The sequence below is a fragment of the Pseudidiomarina homiensis genome, from assembly GCF_003987225.1.
Taxonomy (GTDB): domain Bacteria; phylum Pseudomonadota; class Gammaproteobacteria; order Enterobacterales; family Alteromonadaceae; genus Pseudidiomarina; species Pseudidiomarina homiensis.
In genome coordinates this window covers 113,204-131,911 of sequence record NZ_PIPX01000001.1, presented here as the reverse complement: position 1 = coordinate 131,911, position 18,708 = coordinate 113,204, and the positions used below count along the sequence as shown (strand labels likewise).

19 protein-coding genes are annotated in these 18,708 nt (G+C 49.3%); 7 read left to right on the top strand and 12 right to left on the bottom strand.

What is annotated here, in order from left to right; all coding sequences use genetic code 11:
* The first annotated feature begins 16 nt into the window (after positions 1-16).
* From pabB to CWI70_RS00640, 3 genes are read left to right on the top strand one after another with little or no spacing between them, the layout of a single operon-like run.
* Entirely contained in the window at positions 17-1,417 is a 1,401-nt protein-coding gene (gene pabB / locus CWI70_RS00650) for an aminodeoxychorismate synthase component I (RefSeq protein ID WP_241967795.1), read from the top strand.
* On the top strand, positions 1,414-2,013 hold the full coding sequence (locus tag CWI70_RS00645; protein WP_126769614.1) for a CoA pyrophosphatase: 600 nt from the start codon (positions 1,414-1,416) through the stop codon (positions 2,011-2,013). The genes pabB and CWI70_RS00645 overlap by 4 nt, the downstream gene beginning before the upstream one ends.
* An 11-nt stretch (positions 2,014-2,024) precedes the next feature.
* Positions 2,025-3,398, top strand: coding sequence for an L-serine ammonia-lyase (locus CWI70_RS00640; RefSeq protein ID WP_126769613.1), 1,374 nt, complete (start codon positions 2,025-2,027; stop codon positions 3,396-3,398).
* Here CWI70_RS00640 and cysB read toward each other — a convergent pair whose 3' ends face one another.
* The gene (gene cysB, locus CWI70_RS00635) at positions 3,399-4,373 is read right to left on the bottom strand and encodes an HTH-type transcriptional regulator CysB (protein ID WP_126769611.1); all 975 of its coding nucleotides are present in this window, start codon (positions 4,371-4,373) and stop codon (positions 3,399-3,401) included.
* Between the two features lie 94 nt (positions 4,374-4,467).
* On the opposite strand from cysB, the gene CWI70_RS00630 reads away from it, so the two are divergent.
* Positions 4,468-4,809: a translation initiation factor gene (locus tag CWI70_RS00630; RefSeq protein WP_126769609.1), complete on the top strand. Its 342-nt coding sequence runs from the start codon at positions 4,468-4,470 to the stop codon at positions 4,807-4,809.
* Here CWI70_RS00630 and CWI70_RS00625 read toward each other — a convergent pair.
* The 4 genes from CWI70_RS00625 to CWI70_RS00610 form a co-directional block, all read right to left on the bottom strand.
* Positions 4,806-6,482, bottom strand: coding sequence for an ATP-binding SpoIIE family protein phosphatase (locus CWI70_RS00625; protein WP_126769608.1), 1,677 nt, complete (start codon positions 6,480-6,482; stop codon positions 4,806-4,808). The genes CWI70_RS00630 and CWI70_RS00625 overlap by 4 nt on opposite strands.
* 10 nt (positions 6,483-6,492) lie before the next feature.
* Positions 6,493-6,798, bottom strand: coding sequence for an STAS domain-containing protein (locus CWI70_RS00620; protein ID WP_126769606.1), 306 nt, complete (start codon positions 6,796-6,798; stop codon positions 6,493-6,495).
* A 153-nt stretch (positions 6,799-6,951) separates the two neighbouring features.
* Positions 6,952-8,235, bottom strand: coding sequence for an amidohydrolase family protein (locus tag CWI70_RS00615; protein ID WP_126769604.1), 1,284 nt, complete (start codon positions 8,233-8,235; stop codon positions 6,952-6,954).
* 2 nt (positions 8,236-8,237) lie between these two features.
* Entirely contained in the window at positions 8,238-11,324 is a 3,087-nt protein-coding gene (locus CWI70_RS00610; protein ID WP_126769602.1) for an amidohydrolase family protein, read from the bottom strand.
* 190 nt (positions 11,325-11,514) lie between these two features.
* Between CWI70_RS00610 and CWI70_RS00605 the strand changes: the two genes are divergently transcribed.
* Positions 11,515-11,979, top strand: a complete 465-nt coding sequence (locus CWI70_RS00605) for a c-type cytochrome (protein WP_126769600.1) — start codon at positions 11,515-11,517, stop codon at positions 11,977-11,979.
* A 10-nt stretch (positions 11,980-11,989) separates the two neighbouring features.
* On the opposite strand, the gene CWI70_RS00600 is transcribed toward CWI70_RS00605, so the two are convergent.
* Positions 11,990-12,613 (bottom strand): cytochrome b/b6 domain-containing protein, encoded by a 624-nt coding sequence (locus CWI70_RS00600; protein ID WP_126769598.1) that lies wholly within the window; start codon positions 12,611-12,613, stop codon positions 11,990-11,992.
* Between the two features lie 111 nt (positions 12,614-12,724).
* Here CWI70_RS00600 and CWI70_RS00595 point away from each other — a divergent pair, with 111 nt between their 5' ends.
* Positions 12,725-13,108: a response regulator gene (locus CWI70_RS00595; RefSeq protein WP_126769596.1), complete on the top strand. Its 384-nt coding sequence runs from the start codon at positions 12,725-12,727 to the stop codon at positions 13,106-13,108.
* On the opposite strand, the gene tyrA is transcribed toward CWI70_RS00595, so the two are convergent.
* The 6 genes from tyrA to ffh all read right to left on the bottom strand — a co-directional run bounded on the left by tyrA (position 13,055) and on the right by ffh (position 17,758).
* A complete protein-coding gene (gene tyrA, locus CWI70_RS00590) occupies positions 13,055-14,215 on the bottom strand; it encodes a bifunctional chorismate mutase/prephenate dehydrogenase (RefSeq protein ID WP_126769594.1) in 1,161 nt (386 codons plus the stop codon). The two genes, CWI70_RS00595 and tyrA, sit on opposite strands and share 54 nt — an antisense overlap.
* A gap of 94 nt (positions 14,216-14,309) precedes the next feature.
* Entirely contained in the window at positions 14,310-14,669 is a 360-nt protein-coding gene (gene rplS / locus CWI70_RS00585; protein ID WP_126769592.1) for a 50S ribosomal protein L19, read from the bottom strand.
* Between the two features lie 20 nt (positions 14,670-14,689).
* Entirely contained in the window at positions 14,690-15,460 is a 771-nt protein-coding gene (gene trmD, locus CWI70_RS00580; protein WP_126769590.1) for a tRNA (guanosine(37)-N1)-methyltransferase TrmD, read from the bottom strand.
* Positions 15,460-15,990, bottom strand: coding sequence for a ribosome maturation factor RimM (gene rimM / locus CWI70_RS00575; RefSeq protein ID WP_126769588.1), 531 nt, complete (start codon positions 15,988-15,990; stop codon positions 15,460-15,462). Before rimM ends, trmD begins: the two co-directional genes overlap by 1 nt.
* A gap of 38 nt (positions 15,991-16,028) precedes the next feature.
* Positions 16,029-16,277, bottom strand: a complete 249-nt coding sequence (gene rpsP / locus CWI70_RS00570) for a 30S ribosomal protein S16 (protein ID WP_126769587.1) — start codon at positions 16,275-16,277, stop codon at positions 16,029-16,031.
* Between the two features lie 107 nt (positions 16,278-16,384).
* A complete protein-coding gene (gene ffh, locus CWI70_RS00565) occupies positions 16,385-17,758 on the bottom strand; it encodes a signal recognition particle protein (protein WP_126769586.1) in 1,374 nt (457 codons plus the stop codon).
* Between the two features lie 157 nt (positions 17,759-17,915).
* Between ffh and CWI70_RS00560 the strand changes: the two genes are divergently transcribed.
* Positions 17,916-18,704: a cytochrome C assembly family protein gene (locus CWI70_RS00560; RefSeq protein ID WP_126769585.1), complete on the top strand. Its 789-nt coding sequence runs from the start codon at positions 17,916-17,918 to the stop codon at positions 18,702-18,704.
* Positions 18,705-18,708 lie beyond the last annotated feature (4 nt).

Here is an 18,708-nt window from a genome sequence, read left to right as displayed (position 1 = left end):
TTGGAGTGACGATGTTGTGACTATTGTTGCTGTCCCTTTCTACTTAAAAGAGTGCAAAAAAGAGCACCTAAAAGCGGACATAAATGCGGGTCAAAAATCCGCAACGGATGTTAGTTTTGCCGAACTGTTTAGCGCTATCGCTATGCAGCCTGGAGCCCTATTACTCGATAGCTGCGGCCACCCAAACAGCCGTTACGACTTCATATTTTGGCAACCCGATGAGGTTGTCACCGCGCGCGAGTCGTGGCCACAACGGTTACAACAGCTTATGGCACAGTTGCCGGACTACGATGGGCCGAGCGAGTTACCTTTTCAGGGCGGCTTAGCTGGTGCTTGGAGTTACGATGCCGGTCGCGCCCTCGAACAGCTCCCGGAACGCGCCGTGGCGGACATCGACCTACCTGAAATCGCAGTGGGTTTGTACTCACGCGCATTGATCCGTGATCATGCCAGCGACCGCATTTGGCTACTGGCACCAGAAAGTGAAATTGCGCATTGGCAGACCTTTTGGCAATCCTTCTGGAAAGAGCAAACAACGGCGCAAACCAACGCCACTGACTTTGCCTTGACCAGTGCCTGGCAAAGCAACATGTCGCAAGCGGATTATTTGACGAAGTTTGCCCAAGTCCAGGACTATTTGCGCGCTGGAGACTGCTACCAAATTAATCTCGCACAGCGCTTTACTGCGAACTATGAAGGCGATGAATGGGCAGCCTACCAACGCTTGCGTGCAACGAATCAGGCTCCCTACTCTGGTTTTTTGCGTTGGTCAGATGGCGCAATCCTCAGTCATTCGCCCGAACGCTTTTTGCATGTTGATGAACATGGCAAGGTCGAAACCAAGCCCATCAAAGGTACGCGACCACGTGACCCCGATCCAAGTCGCGATCAAGCACTCGCAGCAGAGCTTCAAGCTGCCGCCAAGGATCGTGCTGAAAACGTTATGATCGTTGATTTGTTGCGGAATGACTTGAGTCGCGTTTGTCGCCCGGGAACAGTGCAGGTTCCGAAACTCTTTGCAATCGAAAGTTATGCCGCAGTGCATCATTTGGTAAGCACCGTGAAGGGCGAATTGAATACCACGCAACAACCGTTAGATCTACTTGCCGCATGCTTCCCTGGCGGCTCAATCACCGGCGCACCGAAAGTTCGCGCAATGGCCATCATCGACGAGCTAGAGCCCCACCGACGCAGTTATTACTGCGGTAGTCTCGGTTATATTTCACAGCATGGCGTTAGCGATACCAACATTTGTATCCGCACCCTCGTCGCCGAACAAGGACGCATTCATTGTTGGGCTGGCGGCGGCTTGGTGGTCGACTCGGAAGGCGCAGCAGAATACCAAGAAACGTTGGATAAAGTTGCTAAAATCTTACCGGTATTGGCGTCCACACAAAAGGACAAGGTACCTTCATGACTCGCGACGAATTTCTTCACCGCTTTCAATTGCACCATAAACGCCGTCACGAGCGCCCAGTGCTCAAGCGGCTACGCCCTGCTGCGGTGTTGATTCCATTGTGGGAACGCGAAGGCGAATTACAGGTCGTCCTCACCCAACGTAGCAATCATTTACGCCACCATGCCGGGCAAATTAGCTTTCCCGGCGGTCGCCAGGAGCTTGATGATGCCGACCTTTACGCCACCGCATTACGTGAGGCTCATGAAGAAATTGCGCTCAAACCTAGTGATGTTGAATGCGTTGGGGTGCTACAAGATTACCCCGTCATCAGCAATTTTTTGATCCGCCCCTACGTTGGCTTCATCACGCCAACTCAGCCGTTACGCGCGGATCCACGCGAAGTCGAAGAAATTTTTACCGTGCCATTAGCGCACTTAATGCAGCAACAGCAGCATTTCGCCTATCGCTTAAGGCGCTTTATCTACGATCAGGTATACTTTATTCCATATCAACATAGAAATATTTGGGGTGCGACGGCTGGAATTTTGCGAGAATTGGCCGATCACGTGTATCCTGAGCGTCACACATTGTATCGCTCTCTCAACGAAGGTTAACGATTACATTTATGATTAGTGTTTTTGATATCTACAAAGTGGGTATTGGCCCGTCAAGTTCACACACAGTAGGACCTATGCGTGCGGCCAAGGAATTCCTGCACGATGCAGCAAAAACCTTAGATCTCAACGAAGCTACTGGCATCAAAGTTGAGTTATTTGGCTCGCTTGGGCAAACCGGTAAGGGGCATGGCACCGGCAAAGCCGTTATTCTTGGACTCGCAGGTGAAGACCCAGAAACGGTCGACACCACCGAAGTGGATACTTTTTTGGCGGATACCGAAAAAAACCAGCGGTTGAAACTGCTAGGCGAGCACGAAATCAAGTTCCCGCGGGAAGGCGCTATCACTTTTCATCGTCGTAAGACCATGCCACGCCATGCCAACGCGATGGAGTTGCGTCTGTATAAAGGCGATGAAGTTATCTATAAAGACCTCTATTACTCAATTGGTGGCGGCTTTATCGTGCGTGATGCTGACTTCGATGACACTTTGGAAGAAGCCATCGAGCAATCAAGCAAGCCAATCCCCTACCCATTCGACAGCGCGGCAGAATTACTAGAGCAATGTAATGAGCATGGCTTACGGATTAGCTCATTAATGCTCGCCAATGAAAAAGTGTTTCGCAGCGAAAAAGAAATTCGCGAACGCCTGATGCACATTTGGCAGACCATGGACGAGTGTATCGACCGTGGTATTAAGACCGAAGGTATTTTGCCCGGCGGACTAAAAGTGCGGCGCCGAGCGCCAGGTCTTTACCAACGCCTGAAAAACGAAAAATCCGCTGATCCAATGCAAACCATGGATTGGGTCGATTTGTTTGCGCTTGCCGTAAACGAAGAGAATGCTGCCGGTGGGCGTGTTGTAACAGCTCCAACCAATGGTGCGGCTGGGATTATTCCAGCGGTCATGAAATATGCCGACAAATTTATCTCACCGTTAGACGAAGAAACCGTGGTGCGCTTCTTACTTACTTCAGCCGCAATCGGTATTTTGTATAAGAAAAATGCCTCGATTAGCGGTGCCGAAGTAGGTTGCCAGGGCGAAGTAGGTGTAGCCTGCTCCATGGCGGCTGGTGCTCTTGCAGAACTTATGGGGGGCAACGCCAGCAATGTCGAAAATGCCGCTGAAATCGGTATGGAGCACAATCTAGGCCTTACCTGTGATCCAGTAGGTGGCCTCGTCCAAGTTCCTTGTATTGAGCGGAATGCTATGGGCGCCATCAAAGCCATTAACGCCGCACGATTAGCTCTGCGTGGCAGTGGCGATCACAAAGTCTCGCTCGACAAAGTGATCAAAACCATGTGGGACACCGGTAACGACATGAAGACAAAATACAAAGAAACCGCGCGTGGCGGTCTCGCTGTGAATATTATCGAGTGTTAATTACAGCGTAGGTAACTGTATTTTTGTAAATAAGCGATCAACAGCGTCTTGCGTACGCTGTTGCATCGCCTCCTCGACCACTGGCTTGGTCAAGTGCGGCGCAAACGTCTCAATAAACTCAAACATGTAGTTGCGCAAAAACGTTCCTTTGCGGAAACCTATTTTGGTTGTACTAGGGGCAAACAAATGTTGCGCTGGCAAAGCCACTAAGCCTTTGTCGTGGTGCGCATCAAACGCCATGGTTGCAACTACCCCAACCCCTAAGCCTGCTTTCACATAGGTTTTAATAACGTCAGCATCGGTGGCAGTAAATACAACGTTAGGTGCGATTCCTGCAGCACTAAAAGCGCGGTCAAGTTCGGATCGCCCAGTGAAGCCGTGCACGTAAGTTACAATCGGAAACTCACCTAGCTCCTCAATCGTGACTTGGCTCGAGTTTGTTAACGGATGATCTTTCGGAACGATTACAGAACGATTCCAATGGTAGCAAGGCAACATGATCAAATCTTGATACAAGTGCAAGGCTTCGGTCGCAATGGCAAAATCAGCAGTGCCTTTCGCAGCTAGTTCGCTAATGTGCTCTGGCGAGCCCTGATGCATGTGTAACGAGACTTTTGGATAGCGCTGCATGAATTGCTTGATCTTGGCTGGCAAGGCATAGCGCGCTTGTGTGTGAGTGGTGGCGATATTGAGCTTACCTTGGTCAGGTAACGTATGTTCATTAGCTACCGCTTTTATGCTGTCTACCTTGCCCAAAATTTCGCGGGCAATCGCGATAACTTCTTCACCGGCTGGAGTGACCTTGGTTAAATGCTTGCCACTGCGCTCGAACACTTGCACGCCCAGCTCATCCTCAAGCATGCGGACTTGCTTACTAATACCGGGTTGCGAAGTATAGAGACTCTCGGCGGTCGCTGAAACGTTTAAGTTGTGATTTAATACTTCAACAATGTAGCGCAACTGCTGTAATTTCATGGCCGAGTCCTAACGTCACTGACGGGCGGTTGACTTATTCTAAAAATATATAACACGTTAACTAGTTATTCCAAGCTTAAAATATGAGGTTCTTGTGTCAAGCTTATCCGATCAATTAAAAAACTTAGGTTTTTCAGCGAGCACGGATTCATCTGAACAAGCTCAAGAAAATTCACAAGAAAGCGCGCTCGACACGAGCATTCCTGTGCGTATTCAACGCCAAACCAAAGGCCGCAAAGGCAAAGGTGTGACAGTAATTTTTGACCTTCCCGACGACGCCAAGCTACTTAACGACTTTGCCAAAGCCCTACGAAAACAATGTGGTGTCGGCGGTAGCGTGAAGAATGGCACCATCGAACTACAAGGTGACCAGCGCGAAGCGAGCATGGCTTTTTTAAAGGGGCAAGGCTTTAAAGTTAAACTCGCTGGTGGTTAACCAAGTCGCGATAAATCGTAACGGAAGCTAACTTTGCGCCCATCTGACGACCATTCAAGGCCGTCTGCTAACTGCATCAACAAAGCCAAGCCACGACCGTACGCTTGCTCGTCGTCGGTCGCTTCGGCATCAAGAGCTGCACTGGAGAAACGCCAAGCAGCACCGTTATTTTCTACTTCAAATTGCAGCTGATTTGCTTCACTAAAATAGGTGAGCTGGATGGTGATTTGTCCATCCTCCAGTTGCGACAATTTTTCTTGGCGTAACTCATAATACGTCTCAAAGCCTTGGTCTTGCGCCTTGATTTCCGATTCAAGCCCGAGCAGGCCATGCTCAAGCGCATTGTTAAACACTTCAGCTAACAGCAAATAAATAGTCGTTCGATGCGCCGTTAGCGGCGGTAACCGACCCAACGCCGAGACTAATGTTGATACGACATCGGTTTGTTGTAATTCACGACGCGAAAGCGTTGTCGAAAAATGAAACGGAAAAATATCGCGATTGCTTTCTTCGCGGCGCGGCTCAAGACCTGTTTCACGACACTCTAAGATCGCGAGCGACAAGTCATCTCGCAAGGGTTCTTCACCGCGAAAGTGTTCCAGCTCGCTCAGCAGATCGGTAAAACGCTCCCGTTCTGGGTAGCGGCGCAGTAAATCTTCTAGCGCATCAAGACCTAAAAATTCCCGTTGCTGACTCAACAACTCGATCACGCCATCGGTGTATAACGCAATAGAGTCGCCTGAACCGACTTTAAGTGTCGTAACATCACTTTCAAAATCTGCGGTTGGCACAATTCCCAAGGCCATATGTTCTGCCGTGAGGCGATGTTTTATTTCACCATCACTGCCGAACACCAGCGCTGGCGGCATACCCCCATTCCAATAAGTGATGCGCTCGCCATTCGCCGAGAGCTCCATTAAAAAGCACGCACAAAACATATTATCGGGGAGCAACCGCGACAAGCGGAAGTTGAACTCAGTAACCATCTCGGCGATCGAAACATTCCGCTCTGACATAGCAAAGAACGCTTGCGAAACTGGCAGCGCCCCGGTCGCCGGAGCGAGTCCGTGACCGGTAAAATCAGCCATCATCACATATAAACTGCCGGTCGGTGATGGTGCGACCAAGCATAAATCGCCATTAAATTTTTCCGCGGGTGCCAGCAGTGTACGAATATGCGGATAATCGAGATAATTACGGCTCATCGCATTGCGAAAAATATGCTCGATCAGTTCATGCTCACGCTCAATGCGCTGCATATACCACGACAAACTCTCTTCAAACGAAGCTAATTGGTTTTCGACACGATGCGAGGCACACCACAATGAAAGCCGCTTGCGAACCATCGCAGGAGAGCAATCCCCCATCAGCACATCGCCTTGCCAAGCATTTAACATCTGCTCGCTTAACTCTGTCGCTGTAATAAGCAACAAGTGCGAACTGGTCGCGAGTTCCTTCATCAGACTGGGAGCTTCACGACCAATAATGACCGTCGGCCAACGCTCTTTTAGCTTCTTCTTGGTAGCTGCAATAGTGGCTGGAAGGCCTAAGGATTCTTTGATAATCAGGAACGGAAAGCCTGAAAGCAAGTGAATGGTGTCATGCGCAAAACGCGAGTCATCGTGAAAGATGACCAACTCTAGGGGCGTGGTTTCAGAAGCTTGACTCGCCATAGGTTACGCATCATTCGATTTTAAAAAGTTTATCAAAACGGGATATCTCGAGAATACTTTTCACCTGTGGGTTGGTATTGATGATGGCAACCGATTCAACTTGATTAATAATCGCTTTTCGCATGTTCAACAACATTCCTAATGCCGAACTATCAAGGTACTCCGTATTTCTCAAGTCAATATAGACCACCGGCTTTTCATCACCAAGAGAGCTATAAGCGCGACGAAATTCATGCACGACGCCGAAGTCGAATTTACCGTGTATGGATATCGTTAGTTCCTTGCCATCGCTCGATAAGTGACGGGTTACCGACATTTTAGACCTGCCCTAATTGTTATATTTTGATAAGAGACTTGTAAATAGTGCCAACAGAAGCCACTAAACACAAGCGTTGAGGCCCCTTTTCCACTGGCAAAGCCACAAAAAAAGCCGATTCATCAGAATCGGCTTTAACGGTTAACATTTTACTTAAGGTTTTTGCTTATATTTATTATAGAGTTGCAGATGGCGATTGTTTAAATCAACCATTCGTCCCTCAATAAATAAGGTCTCTACATTTTGACCAATTGGATCCAGTAAGTCACCGGCAGAGATCACCAAGGTAGCCTGTTTGCCCGCTTCTAAAGAACCTAAGCGGTCAGCCACGCCAAGAAACTCTGCTGGCTTTAAGGTGATCGCTGCAAGCGCTGCTTCACGGTCCAGACCGTAAGCAACAGCGTTCCCTGCGGCAAATGGCAAGTTACGCACATCCCAATAACCAGGATAGCTAATGGCGAAATTCACTCCTGCTTCTGCCAATGCTGCTGGGGTCGAAAACGCTTGGTCGAAGCCTTCGTCGTGGCGACTCGGCAAACCGAACGGCGCACCGAATACCACGCGAACGTCAGCTTCGGCTAGCTCGTCAGCCATACGCCATGCATCGCGAGCGCCCATTAGCACCCAGTCAAAGCCCCATTCTTGCGTCAGCTCCATCGCTTCTTCAATTTGGCGCTTATCGTTGGCATGGACGAAGAGCGTCGAGCTACCGTCAAACAGACCGAGCATGGCTTCCCAGCGCAAGTCGGTTCCTTGCAGCTCACCGGCAAGCTTGGCGTCATAATACGCCTTAGCTTGCACAAAAGTGCGCTCTAAGTTTTTACGTGCTTCAGCGTTGGCCTTGCGCTGCTCCTCTGGTGAACGACGCTCCCACCAAGACGTATTAATGCCAACCCGTGGCCAATTCACATGCACACCAACATTCAGGCGTTCACCAGCGTCTTCATAAGTCCAACCATCAAGCTGCAGTAGACTCGAACGCCCAGTGACCAAGTTGCCTTGCGGCACGATTTGGGCATGCGACACACCGTTATAGCGGATCGTCGGGATCACCTCTGAATCCGGATTATAAGCGACATGCCCCGAGACTTCTGGCGTCACTGCGCCAACTTCTTCGGCATCTTCGGTTGCCCGCACGGCTTCAATTTCACGCAAGCCAATGGTGGTATCAAGTGCAATAACGCCTGGGTAGACATGCTTACCCGTTAAGTCGAGTACCTGCGCACCTTCTGGCACCGCAAGGTCGCTACCGATAGCACTGATTTTGCCGTCGACGAAGAGTAAATCGGTATCTTCCTGAACGCCATTGGTCACCGTATGCAAAGTACCATTTTGCAGTAAGATTGGTTGCTGTTGCACTTCACCCGGCACGATGTCGTGTGCGGCAACAGACAGCGTTACGGTTGCCGCTGCTACGGCGGTTAATAATTTCTTCATGATTAGTGTCCTCCGTGGCTATGGGCCGTAAATGTGCCAAGCCAGGTATCGTGTTCGGTATCACAGTGCCAAGCTGGCTGTTCGCGTTTGTAACCATTGCTGTCGCCATTGCTGGCATTCGGATCAGCAAGTACTTTTTGCATCAGCGCTTGTTTTTCGGCTTGCAAGTCGGCACGCAACTCTTGGTCACGCTCGCGATTGAAGTAGTTACGAGCATTGATCCAGGTTTGCTCAACCCGCGCATATGAGCTTAACGGATGGTTGTTCCAGATCACGAAGTCAGCATGCTTGCCTGTTTTGATACTACCGACATAGTCATCGATTTTAAGCTGTTTCGCTGGATTCAATGTCACCATTTTTAACGCTTCATGTTCATCCATGCCACAGTAAGTGACGGATTTTGCAGCTTCTGTGTTCAAACGACGTTGCAAATCGTTACTGTCAGAATTAATACTGGTTAACACGCCCTTCTCAGACATTAAACAAGCGTTGTGAGGGATGGCATCATAGACCTCGAATTTATACGCCCACCAATCCGCAAATGACGAGCCGCCAGCACCATGTTTAGCCATTTCAGAAGCAACTTTATAGCCCTCTAAAATGTGCGTGAAGGTGGTTAGCGTGAAATTGAAATCTTCCGCTAAGCGCAGCAACATCAAAATCTCGGATTGCACGTAGCTATGTGCGTGAACAAACCGCTCACGGTCGAGGATTTCAAGCAGCGTTTCTAAGCGATAGTCCGGACGCGGTGGTGCAGTTTTTGCCCGTTCGCTGCGACTAAGCTTTTTATACGCTTCCATTCGTTCACGGTATTCAAGCGCCGCAGTGAAGCCGTCACGCATTAAGGTTTCGACACCCATGCGTGTTTGCGGATAACGCGTACTTAACCACGAAGGATAACGACTTTGTTTAACGTTTTCGCCGAGCGCGAACTTAATCGACGGCGGCGCAGCGTCAAACTTCATTTGATCAGCTGTTGCCCCCCAGCGCAGTTTAATTACCTGCGCTTGTCCGCCAATCGGATTGGCCGAGCCGTGCAACAATTGCGCCATGGTGGTACCACCAGCCAATGAACGATAGATGTGAACATCATCAGGGTTCACCACATCACCGATGCGAACTTCTGAGGTAATCGCTTCAGAGCCCTCATTCACACCACGGTCAATGGCGATGTGCGAGTGTTCGTCGATAATTCCCGGCGTGACATGTAAACCGGTAGCATCAATTACCTCGTAACCCGATGGTGTGCGAAGATCTTGACCAATGCGATAGAACTCGCCATCGCGCACAAGAATGTCGGTATTCTCGAGGACGCCATCAGCGTCAGCAGTCCAAACCGTCGCATTCTTGATATGTAAGTTTTGCCGAGGTGGCAGCCCATCTAGACCATAGGCAACGTTCGGATAAGTCAAACGACTGACATAGTTTACCGCAGCGGCGTCTTTGCTTTCGGCGACTTCTTCAACTGCTGCTTCTGCGCGGCTACCTGAGAAGGCGAGCTCTTGACCTTGCGGTCCAACCGCCACACCGGCATAGGCCTGTTCAGCAGTTTGTTCGAGCTGCACGCGCCAAACACCCTGCGCGCCATTCAGTTCAGCGTCTACGACAAAACTTAGCGAGGCATCATCACGACGCACCGAGCGCAACTTGTGGCTAGTGCCGCCTACTTCCAGAGCGCCGTTTACCCGATCAGAACCTTTAAGTTCAAAGCGCAATTCTTGACCGCCAAGCTCCGTGACGATGGTTCCGGCGAAGTCAGCTTTGCGCAACGGCGCTAATTCGGTTTCTGCACCTTGCAGCCAAACCGACTTAATGGTGCCATCGGTGAAAAGATCACCTTCGGCAATCACAAAGTCTGCCATGTAACCTGGCGCTAATTTACCGGCTTTATCACTAACTCCCGCGATCTGCGCAGGAATAGTCGTCAATGCCGCCAAAGCCTGATTTTTATCAAGACCATGTTGAATTGCTTTGCGCAGGTTAGGCCAAAAATCGCCCGCCTTCTTTAACTGGTGCAAGGTAAATGAAAAGTCGATATCTGCAGCAGCCAATGCTGCAGCGTTACCCGGTGCACGTTCCCAATGACGTAAATCCGCCAACTCAACATCTAAATCATCATTGACCCCTGAAACTTCTGGAGCCGCAGGGAAGTTCAACGGCAAAATAAGCTTGGCTTGCGTCGCTTTAACGGCGTCTAGTCGAGCATATTCGTAATTCGAGCCCACAAAAGTGACGGGTACCTCAAACTCGCTCAACACTGAGTGCGCACGTAATAAGGATTTGTCGTCACTCACCGCAAACACCATGCCCTCTTGCTCAATCGGTCCGAGCTCAGCCAAGGCGGCATTGTACTCTACCGGACCGTTGTAGGCGTCCTTACCATACGCTTGCTCATACCAATTGGCGTCAGACAGAGTTTGTCTGATCAAAGCAATAGAACCCATTAATGAGTTCGGGTACTGCTGTTGTGATGTCCCTTTATCAAAAGAGCCAAAATGGCGGCTTTCAGCGTTGTAAACAACATCATTGGCGATTTTATCAGCCAAGGATAACGTCACGGCTTGCCCCTGAAAAATGCCATCTAAACGAGCACTTTGCACGGCGGTAAAGCCCTGTTCAATATAATCTTTTGCCGCTTTGGTATCGGTTGCTGCAGCGCTGACCCAGCGTTGTTGCGCATGAATAGCATCATTCGCTGCATTACCGCCTTCACGCTTGTTATTGTACTCAGGACGCGTCGAGAACCATGGTCCCTGCTGCTCTTTCTTCGGCGCAGGCACCCCATAATTGCTATACGCATCGATAAAGCCTGGATAAATCGTATGCCCAGTTAAATCAATCACCCGAGCGCCCTCTGGGGCACGGTTATTTTCGTTGATGCGCTCAATTTTACCGTTGCGAATCACCAGAGTCGCATTTTCGATGCTACGACCAGGTTCAGTAATGATGGTCGCATTTTGTAATGCGACAAACGTTGATGAGTTGTCATGCAACCCTTGCACAGTTGTGGTCTGCGAGGCACTTGCCAACACTGGTAGTGCGGCACACATCGCTACCGCCAACTTGCTGAGGCGGTTACTGCTAATCATCGGCATCCCCTTTGATAGGTTGTTCTGCAGTTAAAGTTTTGGGTTTAAATCAGTTACTTTCTTGCTTACAGTAAGTGGATTCATGCGTTGAGTGCAATGCAATAAGGGACAAACAGCTTAGTTCAATCGGTAAAGCGTTGTATGCTAGTCATAAGCTTACTTAACCTACCATCTCAACAGGAGTTCTTTTATGTTTGCCAACAGCCTAAAAACAATTACCGTTGCTGCTGCGCTTTTAGCAAGCACCGCAGTCATTGCCCAACATGCGTTTAATGACGCCGACAAAGCTGTGGAGTACCGGCAAAAAGCGCTCTCAGTTATGCAAAATAACTTCGCCTACATGGGCGACATGCTGAAAGGTGATATGCCGTTCGATGCTGCCATTTTCGCCGAGCGTGCCGAGACATTTGCAGCGCTGGCAGCAGTGCCATGGGTTGGTTTTAGCCAAGAAGGAGCAATGCCTGGCAACAACACCGATGCACTTCCAGCCATCTGGGATAACTGGGAAGACTTTCAAGAACGTACGCAACAATTGCAAGTCGATGCTAATTCACTCGCTGCTGTTGCTGCCTCGGGCGATCAAGATAAAATGCGGTCAGCTTTTATGACCGCGGCCAAAAATTGCAAAGGGTGCCACGATCAATATAAGGACTAACGTCCTCACCTCACCACCAGAAGTAGTAAGCACTGGCTGCTATCACAGCGGCCAGTGTCCAGCCGAAAAGACCATTCACTAACCGCGGTGGCCGTACATTTTGTCGCTTGCCATGCACCATAGCGCTCAGTAAGTTCACTCCTTTCATGCGGTAAAGCAAAATCGCCAACACATGTAATGCGATAACGGTGAGCAGCACATTGAAGTTGATTTCATGCAGATCGGTCAATTGCCCCTGCGTAGAACTGCTGACAAGGCTGGCAAGAGGTCCGGAAAAGAAAATTTCATCAGTCGCGAATAGACCTGTCGTTACTTGCACGAACAACAACGCCCACATCAACAACACCGCCCAACCTCCGGCTGGATTATGGGTCGCGGTCGGTTGGTAATTTTTGCGTTGTACGTCTCTAAGGTGTTCAACCACCTTTTGCGGCCTATGCACAAAGGCAGTAAACCGTGCGTTTTCACTTCCAATCAGGGCCCATACTACGCGGGCAAGCAGTAACGCCCCTACCGCAAGCGCTATCCGCATATGCCAGTCCATATACCCTTGCTCCGCGGTCCACCACAGTCCGGCAATCGCAATGACCAGTAACCAGTGATAACCACGTACAAAACTATCCCAAATTTTCATTGCGTGACCTTTTTCGTTATCCGCTGCTTAATGTTTGCTGTTTGGTGCTTTAAACTGTATTTTCGAACAGCAACCAGCGAATAGCAAACAACGTTTTTTTGGGGAGGTTTTATGTCTAATACACAGACCCATGTTGTGATTGTCGATGACGACCTTATCTCTCTCGAAGTCATGAAAGCGATGCTCGGTCACTTTCCTGAGGCCTCTATCAGTACGGCTCAAAGTGGTGAGGAAGCACTCGATCTTATTTTAAATGAACGCCCAGACCTCGTTCTACTCGACCATGAGCTACCCGACTTTAACGGTGTCGAACTCTATTGCAAAGTGCATGAACAGTTGGGTGACAAAACGCCAGTGACAGCGATGATCTCGGGTCATAACCCAAGCGATTTCCGCGACGAATGTGCAGCAGCTGGTATCAACACCTTGTTGCAAAAACCATTAGCGCCGAGCGACGTTGCTGAGCTGATGCGCATCGCCGGCACTAGCAAGTAGGCGTTGGCTATCTTCGAGGAACTTCTGCGAAAATTCACCAAAATAGTCACTTATTTCAGCAAATTTGCTGACAAAACCTGACTTATCGCCCCGTTCAAGTTGCTCAAGCACCTGCGCAAAGGTATCTAAGTATCTGCGCATCATGGCGAAGTTTTCCGGATGCGCCAAAATAATGTCGGCATACAAGTCAGCATTCTGCGCAAATAACCGCCCAACCATCATTAATTCCAAGCGATAGATTGGCGAGCTCAGATCGAGAAGTTCTTGTAAGTCTGCTTTCTCGCCGGCCAAATGCGCGCCATAGACGAAAGTTGATAAATGCCGCATCACTTGGATGAAGCCCATGGCTTCATCATGTCGCTCTGCGGTGGTTTGGTACAACTGCGCTCCCCAGCGAATGAGTGTATCTAATAACCACTGGTAAGCAGACGACATGCGCCCCTCGGTGACCACAATAAGCTGCTTCGCGAGCGTTGCGACTTGTGGGCCAAACATCGGGTGAAGGCCAACCACGGGCCCCTTGTGCTGGGTCAACATAGCTTGCAAAGGTTTAGCTTTTACACTGGTGACGTCAGCTAAAATACAATGCGCTGGCAATTGAGGAAGGTTATTAATGACACTGGTGGTCACCGCAATAGGAACACTGACCAACACCAGGTCAGCATCACTACACGCAGCCTCTAATTGATCTTGCTCGCCTTCGCCGATGCAGTGCACGCTGGCACCAGCCTCACGAAATCGTTCCGCAAACAAGCCTCCTAGCGCACCGTAACCACCAATGACGACGATGTTTTTGTCTTCAAGATGAACATCAGCGGCTTGCTGTTGTTGATAGGACTCACGAATGACACGCCGCAGTACGTCTTCAATCAGATCAGGAGATAAGCCAATCGCTTCAGCTTCAGCACGACGCGCGGCGATAAGTTTCGCTTCGCGTTCAGGTACGAATAGAGGTTGCCCAATACTACGCTTTACGGTCCCAACTTCGGCGGCGAGCTGACGGCGCCGTTGTAATAGCTGCAATAACGCATTATCGGATTCATCAATTGCTTCACGCAATTGTTGTAGGCGTTGCTCTGGGTCATTCGGGACTGCAGCGTCAGACATCTTCGACTCCTTACTTCTCTTGAGCTTACATTGTGCCTGATTTTAGGCATAAAAAAACCCGCCAGCGGCGGGTTTTTTCAGATCAAAGCTGATCTTAAGACAGCTTCTCACGGATACGTGCAGATTTACCTGAACGCTCACGCAAGTAGTAAAGCTTAGCACGACGTACCGCACCTTTACGCTTCACTTTGATGCTATCAATGATTGGGCTGTGCGCTTGGAAAGTACGCTCAACACCTTCACCATTTGATACTTTACGAACCGTGAATGACGAATGCAAACCACGATTACGCTTAGCGATAACCACGCCTTCAAATGCCTGAACACGCTCACGGTTACCTTCAACAACTTTAACATTAACGACCACTGTATCGCCCGGTGCGTAGTCCGGAAGGTCGGTTTTCATTTGTTCGTCTTCGATCGCTTTGATCAAATTTTGACTTACTTTTGCCATGTTAGCCTCACTTGCCTAGATTAACTACCCGCATCAGCGTCGGCTTGGTATTGATGAATAAATTCATCCAAAAGCTGTTGCTGCTCGTCAGTCAGAGCTAGGTTGTTTAACATTTCTGGACGTCGCAACCAGGTTCTACCTAGAGCCTGCTGCAAACGCCAGCGTCTTATTTGTTCATGATTACCACTCAGTAGTACTGGTGGTACCGCCTCACCATCTAAAACTTCTGGTCGTGTATAGTGCGGACAATCTAACAAGCCGGCAGCGAAAGAATCTTCTTCTGCTGAGTCTTGGTGCCCAAGCACTCCAGGAACTAAGCGTGCCACACTGTCAATCATGACCATGGCAGGCAATTCGCCCCCGCTTAACACGTAATCACCAATCGACCATTCTTCATCAACATGCCGCGTTATTACGCGTTCATCGATGCCTTCGTAGCGACCGGCAATTAAGATGAACTTGTCACGTTGTGCCAATTCTTGCACACCTGCGTGATCAAGCTTGCGACCCTGAGGTGATAAATACATCACCTTGGTATCGGCCCCTAGTTGTTGTTTTGCGGCAGCAATCGCATCAGTGAGCGGTTGCACCATCATCAACATACCAGGTCCACCGCCATATGGGCGGTCGTCAACGGTGCGATGTTTATCGTGAGTAAAATCGCGTGGGTTGGTTAGTTGAATATCTAACAGCCCTTCGCGTACCGCTCTACCCGTGACACCGTTGTCGGTAATTGCTTGGAACATTTCAGGAAACAGCGTAATCACGCCTACCTGTAGTTTCCCAGCCATTAAAAGTCCGACGGCCAATCCACAACAATACATTTGTTTGCTTTGTCGACTTCTTGAATGTACTGACTCTGAATAAACGGAATCAGACGTTCTGAGCGACCAAACGCATCATTGCTGTTCGCTTTCACCACCATTACATCATTCGATGCTGTGGCCATTAACTGGTCAACGACACCCATGTTATAACCGTCAGTATTCACTACAGTCATACCAATGAGGTCACGCCAGTAAAATTCGTCCTCTGGCAACTCAGGCAGCTGCTCAGCTTCGATGATCACGTCTGCACCAGTCATTAAATGCGCAGCGTCGCGGTCTTCTACACCTACCAGCTTGGCAATCAGTCCTTTATTATGTCGACGCCATTCCTCGACTTGAACTTCTTGCACTTTACCCTGTTTACGAATCTGCCAAGGGTGATAATTAAAAATGGCTTCAACGTCATCAGTGTAACTCTGAATTTTTAGCCAACCTTTGACTCCATACACTGCGCCTAACTGGCCAATGACGACATGTTCTACAGGTTGATTCATCGTTACTTCACTACCAACGTTGATTAAATTAAGCTGAATTAAGCTGCGCTACGCGCATCTTTTAAAAGCTTAGCTACGCGCTCAGATACAGTTGCGCCGTGACCGACCCAATGCTCTACACGCTCAAGATCAACACGTAGTTTCTCTTCTTGACCACGCGCTAACGGGTTGAAGAAGCCTACATTTTCAATGAAACGACCGTCGCGGGCATTGCGACTGTCGGTTACTACCATCTGGTAGAATGGACGCTTTTTAGCGCCGCCGCGTTGTAAACGAATGGTTACCATTACGTTCCTCGATACAGTTTTATAATGTTAAATAAATAGAAAAATCTCCGACCGGGGTCGAAGAGCCCGGCAATTCTACCGATTTTTCCGTCGAATGCAAGTATTCTCTAGCGTTTGGGGAACATTCCCGGAGGCATTTTGCCGCCCATTCCGCCCATACTTCGCATCATCTTCGCCATGCCGCCGCCTTTCATTTTCTTCATCATCTTCTGCATCTGCAAAAATTGCTTCAACAAACGATTGACGTCTTGTACCTGAGTACCCGAACCGGCAGCGATACGGCGTTTACGTGAGCCCTTAATTAGATCAGGGAACTCACGCTCTTTAAGTGTCATGGAACTAATAATAGCTTCCATGCGCACTGTCATTTTGTCGTCCATTTGACCTTTCACTTGAGCACTCATCTTGCCCATGCCTGGCAACTTATCCATGAGGCCCATCATGCCGCCCATATCCCGCATTTGTGCCAATTGCTCACGAAAGTCTTCGAGCGAGAACTTGCCCTCTTTCATGACTTTCTTAGCGACTTTTTCTGCTTTGGTACGATCGACTTTTTGCTCAAGCTCATCAATCAATGAGAGCACATCGCCCATGCCCAGAATGCGTGATGCCACACGTTCTGGATGGAACGGCTCTAATGCCGTATTTTTTTCACCAACCCCTAAAAACTTAATCGGTTTGCCAGTGATGTGGCGAATGGATAACGCTGCACCACCGCGGGCATCACCATCAGTCTTGGTCAAGATAACACCGGTTAACGGCAGTGCTTCATTAAAAGCGTGCGCCGTGTTCGCAGCGTCTTGACCGGTCATCGCATCAACTACGAATAAGGTCTCAACCGGATTGATGGCAGCGTGCAAATCTTTAATTTCAGCCATCATGGCATCATCAATCGCCGTACGGCCTGCGGTATCGACTAACACCACATCGATGAATTTTTTCCGTGCATGGCTGATTGCCGCTTCAGCAATCGCTACCGGCTTTTGCTCCGTGCTCGAAGGGAAGAATTCGACTTCAACTTCATTCGCCAACGTTTCCAACTGCTTAATGGCCGCTGGACGATAAACGTCAGCCGATACTACCAATACTTTCTTCTTTTCGCGTTCACGCAGAAAGCGCGCCAACTTACCCACGCTGGTCGTTTTACCGGCACCTTGCAGGCCTGCCATCAAAATAACCGCCGGCGGCTGCGTGGCTAGGTTCAACGGCACATTGCCTTCACCCATCGCATGCTCAAGTTCCTGCTGAACAATCTTCAGGAATACTTGGCCAGGAGTTAGGCTTTTATTGACTTCAGTGCCCACTGCTCGCTCTTTGACGCGCTTAATAAATTCGCGCACCACTGGCAACGCCACATCTGCCTCCAATAAGGCCATGCGTACTTCGCGTAAGGTGTCTTTAATGTTGTCGTCGGTTAGACGCCCACGACCACTGATATTTTTTAACGACTGCGAGAGGCGTTCACTTAAATTCTCAAACATCGGTTGTTGTCCATCTACTGCTAGCTGGAGATAATCTGGCGGCGATTATAACGTAATTCAAGCAAAGTTTCCCGATCCTATTGGGTTTCTCTGGCACAATGCATATACTTGGGCTTTCAAGTCAGGAAGTTACATCATTTAACCTGTGGAAACGATAATGCTAGGCCTGCTCGTTCTTACCTTAGTTTTGTACATTGTCAGCGCTGGACTCCTCTGGCGTCAGTTGGCGCATAAAGACTCGTCGACCACATTGATCAGCTGGGTAGCATTAGCTGCAGTCGTCAGTCACGGTGCGCTACTCGCGTGGTATTTGGCCAGCGATGGCTTTGACCACCTTAATGTGGCGAGCAGCTTAAGCGTTGTTGCTTTTTTACTGGCGTTGCTCTCTTTTCTAAAAGTGCAACCTAACAGCGGACTTGTGCTACGTCCGGTTATTTATTTGTTCGCCGCAGTCAGTTGTCTTATCTTAGCGCTCAGTCCGGCCCATTGGGGTGCGAGTATTGCCAATACTCATGGTCTCGCGATCCACATTATTCTGAGCCTACTTGCCTACGCAATTTTAATGTTAGCGACACTCTATGCAGTGCAATTGCTGTATCTTAATTATCTGCTGAAAAACCACCGGATGAATGTATTATCGAACTACCTTCCGCCTTTAATGGTGGTCGAAAGATACTTTTTCCGCCTGTTAAGCAGCGGGACCTTGTTACTTTTTATCGCAATTGCTAGCGGCTTTGTCTTCCTCGATGACATGTTTGCCCAAGGGCAGGCTCACAAAACGATTCTTAGTTCTATCGCGGTGCTCATCTACCTCGCCATTGTTGTCTTACATCGCGTACAAGGCATGCGCGGTCGCATGTTGGTCATCGCTAGTGTCGTCGCCAGTATCCTCCTCAGTCTTGGTTATTTTGGTAGCCGCTTCGTCCGTGACGTACTGCTGAGTTAATTCA